Here is a 19,956-nt window from a genome sequence, read left to right on the forward strand (position 1 = left end):
GGCCGGGCATGTCGAATCCTTTGGTTGCCGAAAAGAAGGACTCGACCTCGGCGATCTCCGGCATCTCGATCCTCGAGGCCGGAAAGGGCCTGAAGGACGGCATCGAGTCCGGCGACTGGGCGGCGACCGTGATGGGCGCGGTCGGGGTCGGCATGGAAGCGCTCGCCGCGGTGATGGACCCGTTCGGCGCGATCCTCGCCGCGGGCGTCGGCTGGCTGATCGAGCACGTCGGTCCGCTCAAGGAAGCACTGGACAAGCTGGCCGGGGACCCGGACCAGGTCCACGCGTACTCCGAGACCTGGAAGAACGTCTCCAAAGAGGTCAGTTCCGTCGCGCAGGATCTGGCCGCACAGGTCAAAAAGGACATCGAGTCCTGGGAGGGCGGCAGCGCCGACGCCTACCGCAAACAGGCCGAGGAGGTCGCCAAGACGCTCGAAGGCGCCGCGCAGGCGTGCGAGGGCGCGGGCAGCGGGGTGAAGACCGCGGGCGACGTCGTCGGCGCGGTGCGGATGCTGGTGCGCGACATCATCGCCCAGGTCGTGGCGCACCTGATCTCGTGGGCGCTGCAGGTGCTGTTCACCCTCGGCATCGGGATGGCCTGGGTGGTGCCGCAGGTGGTCAACCTGGTGGCCAAGACCGCCAAGCAGATCGCCGAACTGGTCAAGAACCTCACCAAGGCGCTCAAGGAACTCGGCAAGCTGCTCACCAAGGCGCGCGGTCTGTTCGACGATGTCGCCAAGTCGATGAAGAGCATCAAGTCCGGCGGCAAGGACGCCACGCACCCGCCGAAGGACATCAAGACCTCCGGTGCGAAGGACACGCCGAACGAGAAACCGCCGCCCGGCAAGGACGAATCCACCCACACTTCCGGCGCGCACGACGGTCCGGGCGAACACAAGGGCGGCGCGAACCACGAGCCGCCGCCGCGCGAACCGGGGAAAGACAAGGGCGGATCCGGTGGCGGAGCGGGCACGAACGACCGCGGCGGGAACGAGCGTTCCGATCCGGCGAAGGACAAAGACAAGACCGAAGCGTCCAACGCGAAAAACGAGGGCGACGGCGATCCGCCCTGCCTGACCGACCCGGTCGTCATCTCCAGCGGCGAGGTGCTCGTCGAGGACTTCGACCTCGAACTGGCGCACCTGCTGGTGCGGCGGACGCATCGCTCGTCCTACCGCTCCGGGCGCTGGTTCGGCTCGACGTGGACGTCCACTGTGGACCAGCGGCTGGAGTACGGCGAGGAATACCTCCGGTACTACGGGCCGGAAGGCGTCATCCTCTACTACCCGATGCCCGCCGGGGACGAACCGGTGCTGCCGCTCGAGGGCGCGCGCTGGCCGCTGACCAAACACGCTGACGGCAGTTGCACCATCGAGCAGGTGCGGCCGGACCGGACGATGCGGTTTTCCGGCGAGGGCAAGACATTGCCGCTGCGTTCGATCGAGGACGCCGACGGCTCGCGAACCGAACTGTCCTATTCGGACACCGGCGCGCCCGTGCTGCTCACGCATTCGAGCGGGATCCAGGTCGGCTTCCGCACCAACGGGCACCGGATCACCGAACTGCGGATGATCGGCGCCGGCCCGGCTCCGGACGTCGTCGTGCGGGGATACCGCTACAACTACCAGGGCCATCTCTCCGAGGTCGTCAACTCCTCGGGAACCGCGAAGCGCTACACCTACGACCCCGACGGCCGGGTCACGAGCTGGGAAGACCGCAACGGCGTCAGCTATCGCTACGTCTACGACGCCGAAGGCCGCTGCGTGCGCACCGAAGGCGCGCAAGGCTTCTACAACGGCGCGTTCGAGTACAACACCGCCGCCCGCATCACCCGGTTCACTGACTCGCTCGGCCACGTTTCGGAGTACGAGTACAACCTCGAAGGCCGTCCGGTCCGGGAGACCGATCCGCTGGGCAACATGACGCTGTCGGAATGGGACCGCTACGGCAATCTGCTCCGCCGGGTCGATCCGCTCGGCCGGGTCACCGAGTACACCTACGCCGACGACGGCACGCCGCTCACCATCGCCCGTCCCGACGGCAGCCTCGCCGAACTGGAGCACGACGGCGCCGAACTGGCCGCGATCACGGTGTACGGCAACGGAAGGAGCTGGCAGCGCCGGTACGACCAGCCCGGGTCCGCGCTCGAGTTGCCTGAGTTCTTCGCGACCGAGCCCGAGGCAGCCGACCCGGCCGCGGAACTGGACCAATTCGGCAGGCCGCGTTCGGCGCCCGAGGTCGGCGGCGGGCGGACGCAGCTGGGCTGGACGGTCGACGGCAAACCCGCGTCGCGGATCGGGGTGCGCCGCGAGCGCGCGCTGTGGCGGTATGACCGCGAGGGCAACGAGATCGAGCACGTCGACGAGCTCGGCCGGGTGACCCGGCGCGAGTACGGCCCGTTCGACGTGGTCACCGCGGTCGTGGACCCCTCCGGCGCGCGCACCAGCTACACCTACGACACCGAACTCCGGCTGACCTCGGTCACCGATCCGCTGAACCGCACCTGGACCTACACCTACGACCCGCTCGGCAGGCTGGTCGCGCAGACCGATTTCGACGGCCGGACCCGCACCTACGCCTACGACGCGGCCGGGCAGCCGATCCGGGTGACCGAGCCGGACGGTTCGGTCACCGAGAACGAGTACGACCTGCTCGGCAACCGGGTCGAGGTCCGCGGCCCGCACCGCACCGTGCGCTACGCCTACGACCCGGTCGGCAACGTCGTGCGGGTCGAGTCCGCGGATTCGGTGGTGGAGTTCGACCGCGACCTGTACGGCCGGGTCGTGCGCGAGGCGATCGACGGCGTCGAGGTGCGTTTCGCCTACGACGAGCAGGGCCAGACGATCCGCCGCCGCACGCCGTCCGGCGCGGAGAGCGTGTGGACCCTCGACGAGGAAGACCGGCCGGTTTCGCTGACCACGGCGGGACACACCGTGCGCTACCGGCTGGACGACGAGGGCCGTGTGCTCGCCCGCGACACCGACGGGATCAGCATCCTGCAGCAGGCGTTCGGCCCGCGCGGGCTGGTCACCGCGCAGCAGGTTTCCCGTGGAACAACGCCGGTGCAGCGGCGCGGTCTCGAGTACTACGCGGACGGCAGCCTCGCCGCGGTGCAGGACAGTCTCGCCGGGAAGACCGCCTTCACCCGGGATCCCGCCGGCCGCGTGGTCACGGTGTCCTCCCCGACGGGCCGGGAGGAATTGCGCTACAACCCGGCCGGAGAACTGACCGCCTGGTCAGGCAGCCCCGGCCTGTCCGCCGACTACGACTCCCTCGGCCGCCGGATCCGGCACCGCGAGGTGCATCCGGGCGGCGTGCGGGTGTGGGAATACGCCTGGACCGGCGATCTGCTCACCGGCCTGCGCACGCCGGACGGCGCGCAGTGGCGCTACCGGTACGACCCGCTCGGCCGCCGGATCGCCAAGGAACGGCTGCTCGCCGATGGTTCCGTCGCCGAATCGACCCGGTTCGTGTGGGACGGCTTCGTGCTCATCGAGCAGGTGCACACCGATCCGGCCGGAGTGCGCCGGACGACCACCTGGGAACGCAGGCCGGGCAGCGACGAACCGGTCACCCAGCTCGAACGCGGCCCCGGCGGCGACCGGTTCGCGTCCGTCGTCACCGACGCCATCGGCACGCCGACCGAACTGATCGACGAGCACGGCGGCCTCGCCTGGACCGCGCACCGTTCGCTGTGGGGCCGGGTCCAGCCCGGCGGCATCCCGCTGCAGTTCCCCGGCCAGTACGCCGACGCGGAATCCGGCCTGCACTACAACGTTTTCCGCTACTACGACCCGGCCGCCGCGCGCTACCTCAGCCAGGACCCGCTCGGGCTGGAGGGCGGGCCGAACCCGGCCGCCTACGTCTCCGACCCGTTCGCCGCCTACGACCCGCTCGGCCTCGAAGGCTGCGGAAAGGGCAAAGGCAAGGCGACGGACCCGCCGCCCGCGGATTCCACGGCCAAGCACAACGCCGGCAACGGCGGCGGCAGCAGCAAATCCGCCGCCGCCGACGGCGGCAAGGGCAAAGGCAAGCGCAAGCGCGACGCCGACGACGACGGCTCCAGCGGCTCCGGCGGCAAGTCGAACGCGAAGAAAAAGAAGGACCCGGACGTCTGGGACCGGATGGCGTGGAACTCGGACGCCAAGAACGCGCGCAAGAACCAGACCGGCGACAAGAACGACCCGTTCCACAAGGCCGGCAGCGACGTGGCGCAGCGGCACATCATCTCGTTCCAGAAAATGCGGGACGGGCTGAAGAATTGGGTGCACGAGCAGCCGGTCGACAAGCAGAGCGCGCTGACGAAGAAATACGGCGAGGACGAACTGCCGAAGCTGCACAACCAGCCGAAGAACCTGCCGCTCGGCCCGCAGCACACCAACGCCGGGATCGGCGGCGTCTCCACCAGGATCGGCAACATCGAGGACGGGATCGCGGGCAAGCTCAAGGTCGGCAAGGATGACGAGATCAAGAGCGAGAACCCGAAGTGGCCGAGCGATTCGCTGGACAAGAGCGGCGGCTACAAGCACAAGGACCACCCGGATCTCGACAAGAACTGGCGTCCGATCGGGCAGCAGGCGGACCGCATCACCGATCCGAAGGAAATGAACCGGGCCACCCGCGACATCGGCGACAGCGCGGACTTCGACTGGCCCGGCGGCACGAAGGAAGAATTCGAGAAGTGGCACAAGTCCTTCCTCGACTTCACCGACCTCAAGGAAAACCCCAAGAACTACACCGAAAAAGACGTGGACGACATGATCAAGCGGTTCCACGATCTGCCCTCGCCGTCCGGGCGGCATCCGACGATCGACGAGTACAACAAGGCCCCGGACGGCAACCCGCACCGGTTTGACGACAAGGGCAACCCGGTGGACATCAACAAGGACTCGCATCCGGACTGGAAGCGCCCGGACAAGCCGCTCGACGGAAACCAGATGCGCACCGAATGGGGCAACCGGAACGAGCAGGGCATCGGACCGACCAAGAAGGACTGGGACGACCTCGAAAACGGGAAGTACGACCCGGAGGGGTGGAACGACCCGGACAAGAAGAAGTACCTGGACGAGGTCGGCGAGCCCAGCAAACAGGACGTCAAGGACGCCGCCGCGGAGGCGAAAGCCAAGTCCGACAAGCTGGCGGAGGACGCGCGGAAGAACCGCGGCTGGTGATCTCCGGAGCCCGGCACGAGAACCGGGCCGGGCTCCGCGGACGTCAGGCGGTTTCCTCCGCGTCGCGGGCGGCGAACACCTCGCGCGCGGCGAAGGTGGCGTTCAGCGCTCGCGGGAATCCCGCGTAGACCGCCGAGTGCATGAGCGCCTCGGTGATTTCCTCGCGGCTGAGCCCGACGTTCAGCGCCGCGCCGATGTGCACCTTCAGCTGCGGTTCGCAGCCGCCGAGCGCGGTCAGCACGCCGAGGGTGACGAGCTGGCGGCTGCGCGGGTCGAGGCCGGGCCGGTCGTACATGTCGCCGAACGCGAACGCGGCCACGTGGTGCCCGAGCGCGGGGTTGATGTCGGCGAGGGAATCGATGACGGCTTCGCCCTGGTGACCGTCTATGCGGGACAGCACCTCGATGCCGTGCTTGCGGCGGGCGAGGTTTTCCGGGCTGTCGATGTCGTACTGGGTCACGGCAGGGGGCCTTCCTGGTAAGTGGCGATCTTGTATTCGGTGGCGGCGAGGGAGAGCTGCAGCTGAGCGATCTGCGCGCGCAAGGTGTCGCGGTGCTCCAGGAGCATTTCGCGCCGTTCGGGCACGGTGTCCGCGCCGGACTCGATCAGCTCGACGTAGCGGCGCAGGTCGCTGATCGACATGCCGGACACGCGCATCCGCGTCAGGAACACCAGCCGGCGCACCGACGCGGCGTCGTAAACGCGGTGCCCGGCGCTGTCCCGGGCGACCTGGACGAGCCCGATCCGCTCGTAGTACCGCAGCGTGTGCGGGTTCAGCCCGAGGTGCTCCGCCGTGGTCGCGATGTCCCACTCGTTCGCGTCGTCGTCCCGGGCCAGTTCCCGCAGCGCTTCGACCGACACCGTGCCCGGCGGGTCGATCGCCAGCCGCAGCGCTTCGGTCAGCGCGTCTTCCTTCTCCATGCCGAAGACGCTAAGCCTGTGAGCGCGCTCAAACGCAAGCGCTAACCCACCGACCGCACGCGAGTCACCAAAACCCCGGCCAGCAAGGTCGCCGCCGCGGACGCCGCGAAGAGTCCCGGATACCCGCCCAGCCACTGCAGGATCAACGTCGTGAGCAGCGGCGCGACCACCTGCGGCAGCGAGTTCGCGATGTTGACCACGCCGAGGTCCTTCGCCCGGTTCTGCGCCGCGGGCAGCACCTGCGTGAGCATCGCCAGCGCCACCGCCATGTACGTGCCGAAGCCGACTCCCAGCAGCGGTGACGCCACGAGCGCCACCGGCCAGCTCTGCCAGATCACCAGCAGCAGGGCGGCCAACGCCATGATCGCCGCCGAGCCGAGGACGTACGGCTTGCGTTTGCCGGACTTGTCCGAGAAGTGCCCGGCCAGCACCGCGCCGATCACCAAAGCCACGCCGTACAGGCCCATCATGATCAGCAGGCCGCTGTCCGGATCCGGGTAATGCACCGCGTCCTTGAGGAAGAACAGCAGGTAGAGCGTGCCGAACGCGTTGCCGAGGTTGATCATGAAGTGGCAGGCCCACGCCCACGCGAAGTCCGGATGCCGCCGCGGCGAGACCCACAGGTCGGCGAGGATTTCGCGAATCCGCCCGCTCGGCCGGAACTCCACCGGCAGCCGCGCGTCCGGCGTGCGCAGCACGAACGCCGCCGCGCCGGCGAGCACAATCGCGGCGCAGGCCGCGTAGCCGAGCGGCAGTCCGGCGAGGTCGAGCATCACCACGACCACCACCGCGCCGAGCACGGTGCCGAGCATCTGCGCGATGCCGACCAGCCCGCCGACCTGCGCGCGCTGCCCGACCGGGACCCGGTCGGCGATGCCGGACATCAGCGTCGCGAGCATGCCGTTGAGCCCGGCCTGCACGAGACACCAGCCGATCGTCATCACGACGACGTTCGGGGCCTCGGCCAGCACCAGCAGCCCGGCCGCGCCGAGCGCGCCGCCCGCGATCGTCCACGGATGCCGCCTGCCGAACCGCGAGCAGGTGCGGTCCGAGAGCAGGCCGATCGCCGGGTTCGCGACGAGCGCGACGGCCGCGCCGATGCCGGTCACGATGCCGAAGACGGCTTCCTTGTGCGCGGCGTCGAGCAGTTCGGCCTGCTGCGGCAGCAGAACCTGGATCGGCGCGTAAACGCCCAGCCACAGCGCGATGTTCGCGAGGAACAGCAGCGTCATCCACCCGGCGCGGACGCGTTTGACCGGCTCGGCGAAGACCTCCGGGACAGCGGCGGCGGTGTCACTCATGGCGGACCAGCTTCCGGTACCAGGCGAAGGAATCCTTGGGCGTGCGGCGTTGTGTCTCGTAGTCCACGTGCACGAGCCCGAAGCGGGGCGCGTAGCCCTTGGACCATTCGAAGTTGTCCAGCAGCGACCAGACGAAGTATCCGCGCACGTCGACGCCGGCATCCATCGCTTCGCGCAGGGCTTGCAGGTGGCTGTCGAGGAATTCGATGCGCTCGGGGTCGGGGACGCTGCCGTCGGCGGCGGGTTCGTCGGCGAAACTGCAGCCGTTCTCGGTGATCTGGACCGGCGGCAGGTGCTCGCGGTAGCGCTCGTGGAAGGACACCAGCAGTTCGCGCAGCGCCTGCGGGACGATCGGCGAATCGTTGGTGGTCATCGGATAACCCTCGATCGGGCGCAGTTCGAACGGCAGCGGGTTGCCCTCGCCGGGGGCGGTCACGCCTTGGGGTTCGTAGTAGTTGACGCCGTAGAAGTCGAGCGGCTGCGCGATCGTGGCGAGGTCGTCGGCGAAGTTGTCCGGCAGGTGCGGGTGGACCTGTTCGGGGTAGCTGCCGAGCAGCATCGGGTCGGCGAAGGTGCGGTTGATCAGCGCGTCGAGCCAGTCCGCGGCTTCGCGGTCGGCGGGGGTGTCGTGCTCGGGCCAGATCGGCGAGTGGTTGTTCGCGGAGCCGATGCCGGTCGCGCCGGCCGCGCGCAGCGCCTGCACGGCCAGTCCGTGCGCGAGGTTTTGGTGATGCGCGGTGGGGAGCGCGTCGAGCAGCAGGAACTCGCCGGGGGCGTACTCGCCGATGCCGTAGCCGTAGATCGACATGACCATCGGCTCGTTGAGCGGGATCCAGAGTTTCGCCCGATCGGCGAAATGCTCCCCCACGATCGTGGCGTATTCGGCGAACCGGAAGGCGGTGTCGCGGGAGCGCCAGCCGCCCTTGTCCTCGATCGCCTGCGGCGTGTCCCAGTGGTACAGCGTGATCGCCGGGGCGATTCCGGCGGCGCAGACCTCGTCGATCAGCTTGTCGTAGAAGGCAAGTCCCTCCGCGTTGGGCTTGCCGTAGCCGTCGGGCTGGATGCGCGGCCAGGCGATCGACATCCGGTAGGCGCCGACGCCGAGTTCCGCCATCAGGGCGATGTCCTCGGAGTAGCGGTGGTAGTGGTCGGCCGCTACCTTGGCGTCCTCGCCCCGGGCGATCTTGCCTTCGGCGGCGGTGAACGTGTCCCAGATGGACGGTCCGCGACCGCCCTCGGCCGTCGCCCCCTCGATCTGGAACGCCGAGGTCGAGACACCCCACAGGAAGTCGGGCGGGAAGGTCGGATGGTCCACGCTGAGCACCCCTTGCCTTCGGACACCCTCGCGGGTGAACGTGAAAAGTTCTCATATGTTAGGTCGTCACTCGTCTCGGGGGAAGCCCCGCGGGGCGCTAAAGTCCCAGATCAGATGAGTGAATCGCGAGAGACTCCGAGGAACGACGTGGCCGAGACCCAGGCTGAACCCACACCGCTGCGGCGAAAGCCGGTTCAGCAACGCAGCGCCCGGCGAGTGGAACAGATGCTGGACGCGAGCGCCGTGCTCATCGACGAGCTGGGCTACGACGCGCTCACCACCACGCTGATCGCCAAACGCGCGGGCGTCGCGGTCGGGTCGCTGTACCAGTTCTTCCCGGACAAACGCGCGGTCGTGCAGGCGCTGACGCAACGGAACCTGGAACGGTTCGTGGCCGCGGTGAACGAGCGGCTGCAGCAGCTGAGCCCGGAGCACTGGTGGAACATCGTCGACTCGGTGCTCGACATCTACCTGCAGATGCACCGCGAGGTGCCGGGATTCTCGAAGGTCCACTTCGGAGACGTCATCGACGTCCGGCTGCTGGCTGACGACCGCGACAACAACTCGGTCATCGCGGATTCGCTGGTCGAAATCCTGCGCGGACACGTCGACCGCCCCGCCGACGAACTCCGGTTCGCCATCGCGATCGCCAACGAAACGGCGGACGCGCTGCTGAAACTCGCCTTCCGCCGCGACCCGAACGGGGACGAGCGGATCGTCGCCGAGGCCAAGCACGTGGTGAAGGGTTACCTGGCAAGCAAATTCGGCGACTGAACGCTTAACCGAAGTTCTGGCCCTCGCCGCGGTAAGTCGGGACGGTTCGCTCCACCTGGCTGCCGCGGACGAGGTGATACGCCAGGAACCGTTCGGCCAGTTCCCCGGCTTTCGCGTGGCGCAGCCAGACCCGGTCGCCGAGGCGCAGCGTGCGCGCGGCCTCGCCGGTCACCGGGGTCTGCACCTCGCCGGCGCCCTCGAAACCCAGCAGGCGCAAGCCTTCCGGCAGGTACGGCGACGGTTCGCGCGACGGGCCGGTCGGTCCCGAGGCGATGTATCCGCCGGAGTACAGCGTCGCGACGTTCTTCGCCGGGCGGCGCACCACCGGCAGCGCGAACAACGCGGCCGGGCGCGGCTGGAAGTGCGAATAGCCGTCGAACAGCGTCGGGGCGAGGAAGCCGGAACCGGCGGCGATCTCGGTGACCACGTCCTCCGCGCCGGTGGTCTCGATGCTTCCGGTGCCGCCGCCGTTGACGAACTCCAGGTCAGCGACCTCGCGCACGGCCCGCACCGCCGCCCCTCGGCGACGGGCGAGTTCAGCCGCGGAACGACGTTGCATCCAGCCGATCACCCGGTTTTGCAGGCCTTTTCCGGCGGCGTCGCCGAGTCCGGCGATCTGGCCTTCGTACGCCATCATCCCGACCAGACGGAAACCCGGCCGCGCGACGATCTTCCGCGCCACCGCGACGGCTTGCGCCGGTTTGAACACCGGCGAACGCCGAGTGCCGACGTGCACGCCGGGCAGCGGACGCCAGGACGCGTCGAGTTCGAGGCACACTCGGATGTCCGGGTGGCCGTGGCCGAGCGCGGCGTCGACGAGGTCGAGGTGTTCGGTCGAATCGACCATGATCGTGATCGCCGCGCGGGCGCGTTCGCTCGCGGCCAGCCGGCGGAGCGCTTCGTGGTCGGCAGTCGGGTACGCGACCACGATGTCGTCGGAAGTGCCCAGCCCAGCGTGCCAAACGGCCTCGGCGAGCGAGTAGCACATCAGGCCTTCGAAGCCGTCTCGCGCGAGCGCTCGTTCCAGCAGCGCACGACAGCGCACGGACTTGCTGACCACCCGGATCGGCTTGCCCGCGGCCCGGCGCAGCAGGTCGTCGGCGTTGGCGTCGAAGGCGTCCAGGTCGACGATCGCGAGCGGCGGATCCAGGTCCTTCGTCGCGAGGTCGTACCCGTGCGCTGAGGTGGTCACGCCACTTACGGTACGACAACAACGCTTGAAACGCGAATAGTATTCACTTACGGTTCCGGCATCTATCGTGGGAACCTTCCAGCGAAGAACAGGTGCCGCAATGACGTGGAGCAACTGGGCCGGAACGGCCAAGGCCACCCCGCAGCGGGTGCACCGGCCGCGCAGCACGGCGGAGATCGCCGAGGTCGTGGCCGGGGTCGCCGACGCCGGGCGCCGCGTGCGGGCGTGGGGCAGCGGGCATTCGTTCACCGCGATCGCCGCCGCTGATTCCGACGCGCTCGACCTGACCGCGTGGACGGGCATCGAACGCGCTGACCTGGAAACGCAGCAGGTCACGGTCCGTTCCGGCACTACTTTGCGCACCCTGAACGCCGCTCTCGACGCGCTCGGGCTGGCCATGACGAATCTCGGCGACATCGACGCGCAGACCATCGCGGGCGCGATTTCCACCGGCACGCACGGCACCGGTGCGCGGTTCGGCGGGATCTCGACGCAGATCGTCGCGCTGGAGCTCGTGCTCGCGGACGGGTCGGTGGTCCGCTGCTCGGCTGACGAGCGTCCGGAGTTGTTCCACGCCGCCCGTGTCGGTCTTGGCGCACTGGGCGTGATCAGCACGGTGACGCTGCAGTGCGAACCGTCCTTTGTGCTCTCCGCGCAGGAACGCCCGGAGCCGCTGGAGCAGGTCCTCGACGGCTTCGACGACAACGCGGCGAGCAACGACCACTTCGAGTTCTACTGGTTTCCCTACGGCAGCAAGGCGTTGGTGAAGCGCAACAACCGCCTGCCGCTGGACGCCGAGCGGAAACCGTTGTCCCGCTTGAAGCAGTTCGTGGACTACGAGCTCACCGAGAACATCGCGTTCGGCGGGCTGTGTCGGCTCGGCCGCGCGGTGCCGAAGCTGGTGCGGCCGCTCGGCGCGTTCGCCTCCCAGGTGTCCTCGCCGCGGGAGTACAGCGACCTGTCGCATCGCGTGTTCGTGACCCATCGCGGGGTGCGGTTCGTGGAGTCGGAGTACGCGGTGCCGCGCGAATCCGTGCTCGACGTGCTGGCCGAGCTGCGCGGGGTGGTGCCGCGGCTGAAAGATCCGGTGGCGTTCCCGGTCGAGGTGCGGGTGGCCGCGGCGGACGACATCTGGCTGTCCACCGCGAACGGCCGCGATTCCGCCTACATCGCGATCCACCAGTTCCTCGGCATGCCCTACCGCGAGTACTTCACTGCGTTCGAAAACGTCGTGGGCCAGGTCGGCGGACGACCGCACTGGGGCAAAATGCACGACCTCGACGCGTCCGTGCTGCGCACCCGCTACCCGCACTTCGACGATTTCCTGCGGATCCGCAAGGAGTGCGACCCGGCCGGGACGTTCACCAACACCTATCTCGACCGGGTACTCGGCAGCGTCTGATCAGCCCGGGGATCAGTTCGGCTCGAACAGCGAACTGACCGACTCTCCATTGTGGATTCGCCGCATCGCCTCGGCCAGCGCCGGGGCGATGGACAGGATCCGCAATTTCTCCGTGCGTTCCTCGGCGGGCACCGGCACGGTGTTCGTGCAGACGATCTCCAGGACGTCCTCCTGGCCGCCGATCCGCTTGAGCGCGCCGTCGGCGAACAGCCCGTGCGTGCAGGCCACCCGGATCGACCGCGCGCCCATCTCGCGCAGCCGGTCCAGCAGTTCCAGCACCGTGCTGCCGCGGGCGATCTCGTCGTCCAGCACGATGATGTCGCGTCCGGCGATCTCGCCGATCACCGACGTGATCTCGACGCGGTCGTCGGCGAACCGCTGTTTCGCGCCCGCCGCGACCTTGGCGCCGAGCAGCCGGGCGAAATGCGCGGCTTCCTTGGCGTTGCCCAAATCCGGCGACACGACCGTGGTTTCGGAGAGGTCGTACTGCCGGAAGTACTGGGCCAGCTCGTGCAGCGCGTGCAGATGGTCGACCGGCACGCTGAAGAACCCGTGCACCTGCGGCGAGTGCAGCGTCATGGTGAGCACGCGGTTCGCACCCGCGGTGACCATCAGATCGGCGACCAGCCTGCCGCCGATGGAGATCCGCGGCGCGTCCTTCTTGTCCGAGCGCGCGTACGAATAGTGCGGCATCACCACGGTGGTGCGCGCGGCCGAGGCGCCGCGGGCCGCGTCGAGCATCAGCAGCAGCTCGACCAGGTTCTCCTGCACCGGTTTGACCAGCGGCTGGATCAGGAAGACGTCCCGCTCGCGGCAGTTGGCCTGGAGCTGGACCTGAAGACAGTCGTTGGCGAACCGGTCGATCTCCACCGGAAGCAGCGGAACGCCCAGGTTGACGCAGATTTCCGCGGCGAGTTCGGGGTGGGCGCTGCCGCTGAAAACCGCGATGTCGCGCATCAGATCCGGGACAACGCGTCGGCGATGGAAGCGTCGCCGGAGACCAGCTCCAGCGTGCGCCGGGCCGTCGCCGGAGTGTCGAGCAGCGCCAGCAGCACCGCGGCGACGTCCTCGCGCGGGATCTCCCCACCCCCGACCTTCTCCGCGATCTTCACCTGGCCGGTGCCGGAATCGTTGGTCAGGCGGCCGGGGCGCAGGATCGTCCAGTCGAGGTCGCGGGCCTTGAGGTCCTCCTCCGCGGCGCGCTTGGCCCGCAGGTAGGCGGCGAAAACCGGTTCGAAGCCGGGGTCGTCCGCCTTGTCCGCGTTGATCGAGCCGACCTGGATGAACCGGCGGACGCCCGCCCGCTGCGCGGCGTCGGCGAACAGCACTGCCGCGCCGCGGTCGACGGTGTCCTTGCGGCCTTCGCCGCTGCCCGGGCCTGCCCCGGCGGAGAACACCGCGGCGTCCGCGCCCTCGAGCACCTTGGCCACAGCGTCCACATCGGACTTTTCGAGGTCGAGCACGACAGTCTCGGCGCCGACGGCGGTGAGGTCGGCTTCGTGCTCGGGGTTGCGCACGATGCCGACCGGCGCGTCGTGCCGCTGCGCGAGCAGCTTTTCCAGGTGCAGGGCGATCTGGCCGTGTCCGCCAGCAATGACGACTCGCATGAGCCTGACTCTATCGCCGCGCGCGGCCCGAGGCCGGTGCTTCAGTCCGCCTCGGCGGGGACCGGGGCGTCGGAGTCCTCGCGCAGCAGCAGGTCGTAGGCCATCTCGTTGACCCAGCGCGAAACCGGGTCCTCCTGCAGCAGCACCCGGTCGTGGTGGGTGTCGAGGTCGAGGTCGGCGGTGGCGTACGGGTCGGCGGTGACGACCGCGAGCCCGTACGCGCGGGCGCGCGGCAGGCAGTTCGTCACGTAGTCATCGGTCAGCACGGCAGGCGATGGGAGCACCATCGCGGCCTCGCCGTAGCGCGAAAAGGGCACCGCGGAGGCCATCGCGGTCCGCCAGTGCCGGGCGACCGCGAGGACGCCGATGATCTCGGCGGCCGGCGCGGGTGCGGTCGCGGCCAGCTCTGGCCAGGTCCAGGTGTCGACGAGGGCGCGATCGGCGACGGGACCGACACCCATCGCGATCCGCTCCGCGTGCACGTCGGTCTTGAGCTTCGCGACGATGCTGACCTTGCGGCCGAGCAGGGTCGTCGCGGGCAGCACCACGCCGTTCCAGCCCAGAAGGGCCGCGGCCTTGCGCGCCAGCTCGTCGACGCTCGCGGGGAGCTCGATCGGCGGCAGCACCCGGCTCGCCGTCGTCCGGCTGCGCTTCGCACCGCCGGCGACCGTCGAGCGCTCGGTGTTCTGTGGGGTAGCCGCCACGAGTCCGCCTCCTTCAAGCACCTGTTCCCGTGTACCGGCGAAAACCGGTACATGAACTGAGTACCAGGGCAAAGACGCGAGGTCTCCGGGTTGCCCCGCCGCGTGCGATCGGCGGCGCTCAGCGGTCGGTGACCGGTCGGTGGGCGGTCGTTCGACTTCAGCCCGACCGTGCGGCCAACCGAGTGAGACGGGGGTGAGTGGTGGGCACGGAGCGCTTCCGCCGGGTGTCGCGCCACCCCTCGCGGGGCAGGGCAAGCGGCGCAGTTCCTTACTCCGATCGGCCTAATCAACGCGGTTCCACAGTGGACTTCCGCTGGTCACGGGCGTCACCCGGTTGGCGGGTGAGCTTCGCCGCAGCGGGGGTTCGCGTCTCCGGTTTAGGGTTACCCGTCGGTCAAGTACCCGCCGGGAGGACCAGGATGCGCTCGCCGAAGGACTTCTTCGCCCCGCTCGCCGTCGGAGCGCCGCAACCGCCGCGGCAGATCCCGGTGCGCCCGTCGCGCATGATCCACTTTTTCGATCCGGGCAACGAAAAGATGGCCGCGAAGGTCCCCGACCTCGCGAAGAAGACCGACGTGCTGCTCGGCAACCTCGAGGACGCGGTCCGCGCGGACCGCAAGGAAGCCGCCCGCGCCGGGCTGGTGTCGATCGCGAAGGCGACGGACTTCGGCCGCACGCAGCTGTGGACGCGGGTGAACAGCCTCGACTCGCCGTGGGTGCTCGACGACCTGATCACGCTGGTCACCGAGATCGGCGACAAGCTCGACGTGATCATGATCCCGAAGGTCGAAGGCGCGCAGGACATTCATTACGTCGACCGGTTGCTGGCGCAGTTGGAGGCGCGGGCCGGGCTGACCGAACCGCTGCTGGTGCACGCGATCCTGGAAACGGCGAGCGGCGTGGCGAACGTCGAGGAGATCGCCGGCGCCTCGCCGCGCATGCAGGGCATCTCGCTGGGCCCGGCCGACCTGGCCGCGAGCCGCCGGATGAAGACGACCCGCGTCGGCGGCGGCCACCCGGGTTATCTGGTGCGCACCGACCCGGTCGGCGAGGACCTGAACGAGGGCCGCTCGACGTATCAGCAGGACCTGTGGCACTACACGGTCGCGCGGATGGTCGACGCGTGCGCGATGAACGGAATCCTTCCGTACTACGGGCCGTTCGGGGACATCCGCGACGTGGTGGCCTGCGAGGACCAGTTCCGCAACGCGTTCCTGCTCGGCTGCGTCGGCGCGTGGAGCCTGCACCCGGTGCAGATCGACATCGCGAAGAAGGTTTTCTCGCCGTCCCCCGCCGACGTGGCCTGGGCCCGGCGCGTGATCGCCGAGATGGGCGACGGCACCGGCGCGGTGATGATCGACGGGAAAATGCAGGACGACGCCTCGGTCAAGCAGTGCCGGGTGGTCGTGGAACTGGCTGACGAACTGGCCGCCACCGACCCCGAACTGGCCGCCGCGTACGACGCCGCGACGAAGGAGATCCAGTCATGACCGAACTCCGGCCGCGGCGGTCCGTGCTGTACATGCCCGGCGCGAACGAACGCGCGCTGGAGAAGGCCAAGTCTCTGCCTGCGGATGCGTTGATCCTGGACTTGGAAGACGCCGTCGCCCCCGATGCGAAGGAAGCCGCGCGGGAGCGGGTCTGCGCCGCTGTTGGCACTTACGGCTCGCGGGAAGTGACGATCCGGGTCAACGGCCTGGACACCGAATGGCACGACGCCGACCTGCGCGCCGCCGCTGCCGCCGGCCCCGCCGCGGTGGTGGTGCCGAAGGTGAACTCGGCGGCTGAGGTGCACAACATCGAGCGCGCGCTGGAGCTTGGCGGAGCGCCGGAGCACACGAAGATCTGGGCGATGGTGGAGACTCCGGTCGCGATGCTGCACGCGGAGGAGATCGCGGGAGCGTCGGAAAGGTTGACCGTGCTGGTGATGGGCACGAACGACCTGGCGAAGGAACTGCACGCGGAGTTCGTACCGGGCCGGGGCCCGTTGCTGGGCGGGCTTTCGCTGTGCCTGCTCGCCGCGCGGGCGACCGGGAAGGTGATCCTCGACGGGGTCTACAACGACGTCAAGGACGCTGAGGGCTTCGAGGCGGAGTGCTTGCAGGGGCGGCAGTACGGGTTCGACGGGAAGACGTTGATCCATCCTTCGCAGGTGGAGCCGTGCAACCGGGTCTTCGCGCCGTCGGAGGAAGAGATCGACCGGTCCAAGCGGATCATCGCGGCGTTCGAGGAGGCTTCGGCTGCGGGACGCGGCGTGGTGACGGTGGATGGGCGGATGATCGAGAACCTGCATGTGGAGAACGCGCGGCGAGTGCTGGCGTTGGCGGAGGCGATCGGGGCGAAGTGACGCGGGCCGGGTGCCGGGGCCCGGCCGTACAGTGTGCGCATGGCTCGGCACTCGCTCAGCGCGATCACCATCGAGGGGTTCACCTCGATCCGTTCGGCACGTGTGCCTCTCGGCAGCATGAATGTGCTGGTCGGCGCGAACGGCGCGGGCAAGAGCAACTTCATCCAGGCGCTGGGTCTGCTGAGCAGCGTTGTCGACGGCGACCTCGGGTTGTACGTCGGTCTCCACGGCGGGGCCGCCGAAATGGGCTACAAGGGAAGCGCCCTGTCCAGCATTGGACTGGCCCTCGATCTGTCACCAGCGAAATACCGCATCCGGCTCGTGCCCGCGGCCAACGACGAACTGATCTTCGATCTCGAGGAGATCAGCAGCGCGACTCCTGAATCGCAGTACCGACGAGAGCTCGGTCAAGGGCACCGCGAATCGCGCCTAGAACAAGCGATAGACGAGCACGACGAGGCCGCTGAACTCATTCACACCGTGCTCAAGGGCTGCCGGGTCTATCACTTCGACGACACGAGCCGGGACGCGCCAGTCAAACGTCAAGCCCCGACAGCGGACAACCTCGCGCTGCGAGACGACGCCGCCAACCTCGCGCCCGTTCTCCTGAGGCTGCGACGGAGCGACCGGCCGGAGGACAAAGCGGCTTACCGCCGGATCACCAGCACAGTCCGGCTGGTCGCGCCCTTCTTCAAGGACTTCGTCCTCGACGACGAATACGGAACCGACCGCGTCCGGCTCCGCTGGATCCACAAAGACCTCGACGGGGTCTTCTCCGCCGAACAGATGTCCGACGGCACTTTGCGGTTCGTCTGCCTGGCCACCTTGCTGATGCAGCCGCAGCTGCCCGGCCTGGTCGTCCTGGACGAGCCGGAACTTGGCCTGCACCCTTACGCGATCGTCGTGCTGGCGGACATGCTTCGGCGAGCGGCGGCGCACAGCCAGGTGCTGATCGCCACTCAATCGGTCACGCTCATGAACCAGTTCACTGTCGACGACCTCATCGTGGTCGAACAACACGACGGCAGTTCTTCCTTCGGGAAGCCGAATCCCGACGCGCTGCGGACCTGGCTCGAGGATTACTCGCTTGGTGAACTGTGGGAGAAGAACCTCATCGGAGGACAGCCCGGTTCGAGGGGCAGCGTCCTGAATGACTGACCCCAAACGCCTTCACCTGTTGGTCGAAGGGCAGTCGGAACTGACAGTCGCGCAGGAACTCCTGGTCGACCATTTGCGGGAGGCCGGCTGGGCAACCGTAACCGTGTCGGTCGTGCGAACACAGACCTCGTCGGTTACCCACCGCGGCGGCGTTTCTTCCTGGGCGAAGATCCGCCGGGAGATCCAGCACCTGCTTGGGCAGAAGTCCCTCACCACGCTGACCACGATCTTCGATTTCTACGGATTTCCCTCCGACGCACCTGGAGTCTCCGATCGTCCGGCTGGTTCGGCGGAACTCCAGGTGGAACACGTTGAGCACGAGATCGCGGCGGCCATCCCCGACCGCCGCTTTCTCCCGAATCTGGTCTTGCACGAACTCGAATCGTGGGTTTTCGCGGCTGCTGATCAGCTCAGCGAGCTGAGAGGCGAGCCGGAATTGGCCGAGCGTCTCCGCGCGGACTGCGACGCCGCCGGAGGCCCGGAACTGATCAATGGAGGAGCGAAGACAGCACCTTCCAAACGCCTCCTCCAGTACTGTGCGGGCTACCAGAAGGTGATCGAAGGACCGCTGGCGATCGCCGATCTTGGCGTAGTCGGTTTGAAAGGCAAGTGCCCGCGTTTCAAGGCGTGGTTAACCAAACTCGAGGAGCAGGCGAAACGCTAGCCGGGTCAACTGACCGGCCAAGGACGCTGTTCCCCGCGCAGCTTCTCGAACTCCGCCGCGACCCGCAGGACCTCCAGGTCCGCGAACCGGCGTCCCGCGATCTGCAGCCCGATCGGCAAGCCCTCCGTCGTATAGCCGCAGTTCACTGACACCGCGGGCTGGCCGGACATGTTGTACGGCACGGTGAAAGCGATGTGCTCGAACGGCCGCGTCGGGTCGTTTGTCGGGGATGGCCAGTCGGCGGGCGGGGGCAGGACGGGGCAGGTCGGCGACAGCACGACGTCGTACGGTTCCGTCGCTCGCAGGGCTGCCACGCTGATCGCGTCGATGGCGGCGAAACCTCGGTAAGTGTCCACACCGGACGCATTCGCTCCCCCGGCTGCCCACTCCGCGATGTACGGCAGGACTTGCGCACGCTGTTCCTCCGACAGCGCGGCCAGGTCCGACCAGGCGCGGACTCGCCAGAAGGTGTCCAGGCCGTTCAGGTGTTCGCGGGTCAGGAACGGGGCGACCGGTTCCACGATCGCACCGGCGGAGGCGAACACATCGGCGGCTGCGGTGACCGCGTCGGCGACAGCTGGAGTCACCGGGAGGCCGACGCCGGGGTCGAGGTGCAGGCCGACGCGGAGACCGTTTAGCGAACCCGTCAGGGAAAGCCAGTCGATGGGCTCGGGCGGCAGGCTGAGGTGGTCTCGCGAGTCGGGTTGGGCCAGGACGCTCATCAGCAGGGCGGTGTCGGCGACGGTCCTGGTCAGGGGCCCGGCGACGCGGCCTAGGAAGGGCGGGTCCACCGGGACGCGGCCGAAGCTGGGTTTCAGGCCGACCAAGCCGCACCAACCGGCGGGGAGGCGGATTGAGCCGCCGATGTCGGTGCCTACGTGCAAGGGGCCATAGCCCGCGGCGGCTGCGGAGGCGGCGCCGGCGCTGGAGCCGCCGGGGGTGCGCGTGACGTCCCACGGGTTGCGCGAAGCGGCGTGGAAGCTCGAGAGACCTGAGGTGAGCATGCCGTAGTCGGGCATGGTCGTCTTTGCCAGCAGTACTGCGCCTGACTCGCGTACGCGGGCTGCGGCGGGGGCGTCTGCAGCGGCGGGCTTCAAGGCCGTGGCAGCAGTGCCTAGGGGCGTGGGGACGCCGACGGAGGCGATGTTTTCCTTCAGCGTCAGGGGGACGCCGTCGATGGGACCGGAAGGCTCACCGGCGTGCCAACGGGCTTCGGACGCCTTCGCTGCTTCGCGCGCTGAAGCGGCGTCGTACGCGTACAGGGCACGCAGTTCGGGTTCGCGGGCATCGATGCGCGTGAGGACGGCTTCGGTGACTTCGACGGGCGAGAACGTCTGCGCGCGGTACCCGGCTACCAGCTCGTTAGCGGTCAGGTCAGCCAATTCGGTCATCGCGGAACC

16 protein-coding genes are annotated in these 19,956 nt (G+C 68.6%); 7 read left to right on the forward strand and 9 right to left on the reverse strand.

Features of this window, described 5'->3' with window-relative positions:
- The first annotated feature begins 8 nt into the window (after positions 1-8).
- Complete coding sequence (locus EIZ44_RS06780; RefSeq protein WP_134728010.1) at positions 9-5,171, forward strand: RHS repeat-associated core domain-containing protein; 5,163 nt, start codon at positions 9-11, stop codon at positions 5,169-5,171.
- Between the two features lie 43 nt (positions 5,172-5,214).
- Here the strand turns inward: EIZ44_RS06780 and EIZ44_RS06785 are convergent, their stop codons facing one another.
- The 4 genes from EIZ44_RS06785 to EIZ44_RS06800 are packed head-to-tail and all read right to left on the reverse strand — an operon-like array spanning position 5,215 to position 8,708.
- Positions 5,215-5,631 carry a carboxymuconolactone decarboxylase family protein gene (locus EIZ44_RS06785; protein WP_043831279.1) on the reverse strand — a complete coding sequence of 139 codons (417 nt, stop codon included), beginning with the start codon at positions 5,629-5,631 and terminating at the stop codon, positions 5,215-5,217.
- A complete protein-coding gene (locus EIZ44_RS06790; RefSeq protein WP_037806878.1) occupies positions 5,628-6,092 on the reverse strand; it encodes a MerR family transcriptional regulator in 465 nt (154 codons plus the stop codon). Before EIZ44_RS06790 ends, EIZ44_RS06785 begins: the two co-directional genes overlap by 4 nt.
- Positions 6,093-6,133: 41 nt before the next feature.
- The gene (locus EIZ44_RS06795; protein WP_037806877.1) at positions 6,134-7,393 is read right to left on the reverse strand and encodes an MFS transporter; all 1,260 of its coding nucleotides are present in this window, start codon (positions 7,391-7,393) and stop codon (positions 6,134-6,136) included.
- A complete protein-coding gene (locus EIZ44_RS06800; RefSeq protein WP_134728011.1) occupies positions 7,386-8,708 on the reverse strand; it encodes a GH1 family beta-glucosidase in 1,323 nt (440 codons plus the stop codon). The genes EIZ44_RS06795 and EIZ44_RS06800 overlap by 8 nt, the downstream gene beginning before the upstream one ends.
- A gap of 114 nt (positions 8,709-8,822) precedes the next feature.
- On the opposite strand from EIZ44_RS06800, the gene EIZ44_RS06805 reads away from it, so the two are divergent.
- Positions 8,823-9,482 (forward strand): TetR/AcrR family transcriptional regulator, encoded by a 660-nt coding sequence (locus EIZ44_RS06805; protein ID WP_037806876.1) that lies wholly within the window; start codon positions 8,823-8,825, stop codon positions 9,480-9,482.
- Between the two features lie 4 nt (positions 9,483-9,486).
- Here EIZ44_RS06805 and EIZ44_RS06810 read toward each other — a convergent pair whose 3' ends face one another.
- A complete protein-coding gene (locus tag EIZ44_RS06810) occupies positions 9,487-10,674 on the reverse strand; it encodes an amino acid deaminase/aldolase (protein ID WP_134728012.1) in 1,188 nt (395 codons plus the stop codon).
- A gap of 100 nt (positions 10,675-10,774) precedes the next feature.
- Between EIZ44_RS06810 and EIZ44_RS06815 the strand changes: the two genes are divergently transcribed.
- The gene (locus EIZ44_RS06815) at positions 10,775-12,076 is read left to right on the forward strand and encodes a D-arabinono-1,4-lactone oxidase (RefSeq protein ID WP_134728013.1); all 1,302 of its coding nucleotides are present in this window, start codon (positions 10,775-10,777) and stop codon (positions 12,074-12,076) included.
- Between the two features lie 12 nt (positions 12,077-12,088).
- Here the strand turns inward: EIZ44_RS06815 and EIZ44_RS06820 are convergent, their stop codons facing one another.
- From EIZ44_RS06820 to EIZ44_RS06830, 3 genes are read right to left on the reverse strand one after another with little or no spacing between them, the layout of a single operon-like run.
- On the reverse strand, positions 12,089-13,033 hold the full coding sequence (locus tag EIZ44_RS06820) for a ribose-phosphate diphosphokinase (RefSeq protein WP_037809261.1): 945 nt from the start codon (positions 13,031-13,033) through the stop codon (positions 12,089-12,091).
- Positions 13,033-13,683, reverse strand: coding sequence for an SDR family oxidoreductase (locus EIZ44_RS06825; protein ID WP_037809259.1), 651 nt, complete (start codon positions 13,681-13,683; stop codon positions 13,033-13,035). Before EIZ44_RS06825 ends, EIZ44_RS06820 begins: the two co-directional genes overlap by 1 nt.
- Positions 13,684-13,724: 41 nt before the next feature.
- On the reverse strand, positions 13,725-14,387 hold the full coding sequence (locus EIZ44_RS06830) for a hypothetical protein (protein ID WP_037809258.1): 663 nt from the start codon (positions 14,385-14,387) through the stop codon (positions 13,725-13,727).
- A gap of 419 nt (positions 14,388-14,806) precedes the next feature.
- Between EIZ44_RS06830 and EIZ44_RS06835 the strand changes: the two genes are divergently transcribed.
- Genes EIZ44_RS06835 through EIZ44_RS06850 form a run of 4 tightly spaced genes read left to right on the forward strand, consistent with a single transcriptional unit; the run spans position 14,807 to position 18,556 of the window.
- Positions 14,807-15,877 carry an HpcH/HpaI aldolase/citrate lyase family protein gene (locus EIZ44_RS06835; RefSeq protein ID WP_037809257.1) on the forward strand — a complete coding sequence of 357 codons (1,071 nt, stop codon included), beginning with the start codon at positions 14,807-14,809 and terminating at the stop codon, positions 15,875-15,877.
- A complete protein-coding gene (locus tag EIZ44_RS06840) occupies positions 15,874-16,734 on the forward strand; it encodes an HpcH/HpaI aldolase/citrate lyase family protein (RefSeq protein WP_134728014.1) in 861 nt (286 codons plus the stop codon). Before EIZ44_RS06835 ends, EIZ44_RS06840 begins: the two co-directional genes overlap by 4 nt.
- Positions 16,735-16,773: 39 nt before the next feature.
- Positions 16,774-17,892 carry an AAA family ATPase gene (locus EIZ44_RS06845; protein ID WP_134664586.1) on the forward strand — a complete coding sequence of 373 codons (1,119 nt, stop codon included), beginning with the start codon at positions 16,774-16,776 and terminating at the stop codon, positions 17,890-17,892.
- Positions 17,885-18,556 (forward strand): DUF4276 family protein, encoded by a 672-nt coding sequence (locus EIZ44_RS06850; RefSeq protein ID WP_037809254.1) that lies wholly within the window; start codon positions 17,885-17,887, stop codon positions 18,554-18,556. The genes EIZ44_RS06845 and EIZ44_RS06850 overlap by 8 nt, the downstream gene beginning before the upstream one ends.
- A 5-nt stretch (positions 18,557-18,561) precedes the next feature.
- On the opposite strand, the gene EIZ44_RS06855 is transcribed toward EIZ44_RS06850, so the two are convergent.
- Positions 18,562-19,947 carry an amidase gene (locus EIZ44_RS06855; RefSeq protein ID WP_134728015.1) on the reverse strand — a complete coding sequence of 462 codons (1,386 nt, stop codon included), beginning with the start codon at positions 19,945-19,947 and terminating at the stop codon, positions 18,562-18,564.
- Positions 19,948-19,956: the final 9 nt, after the last annotated feature.

This window comes from Amycolatopsis nivea, assembly GCF_004522235.1.
In the GTDB taxonomy this organism is placed as follows: Bacteria; Actinomycetota; Actinomycetes; order Mycobacteriales; family Pseudonocardiaceae; genus Amycolatopsis; species Amycolatopsis nivea.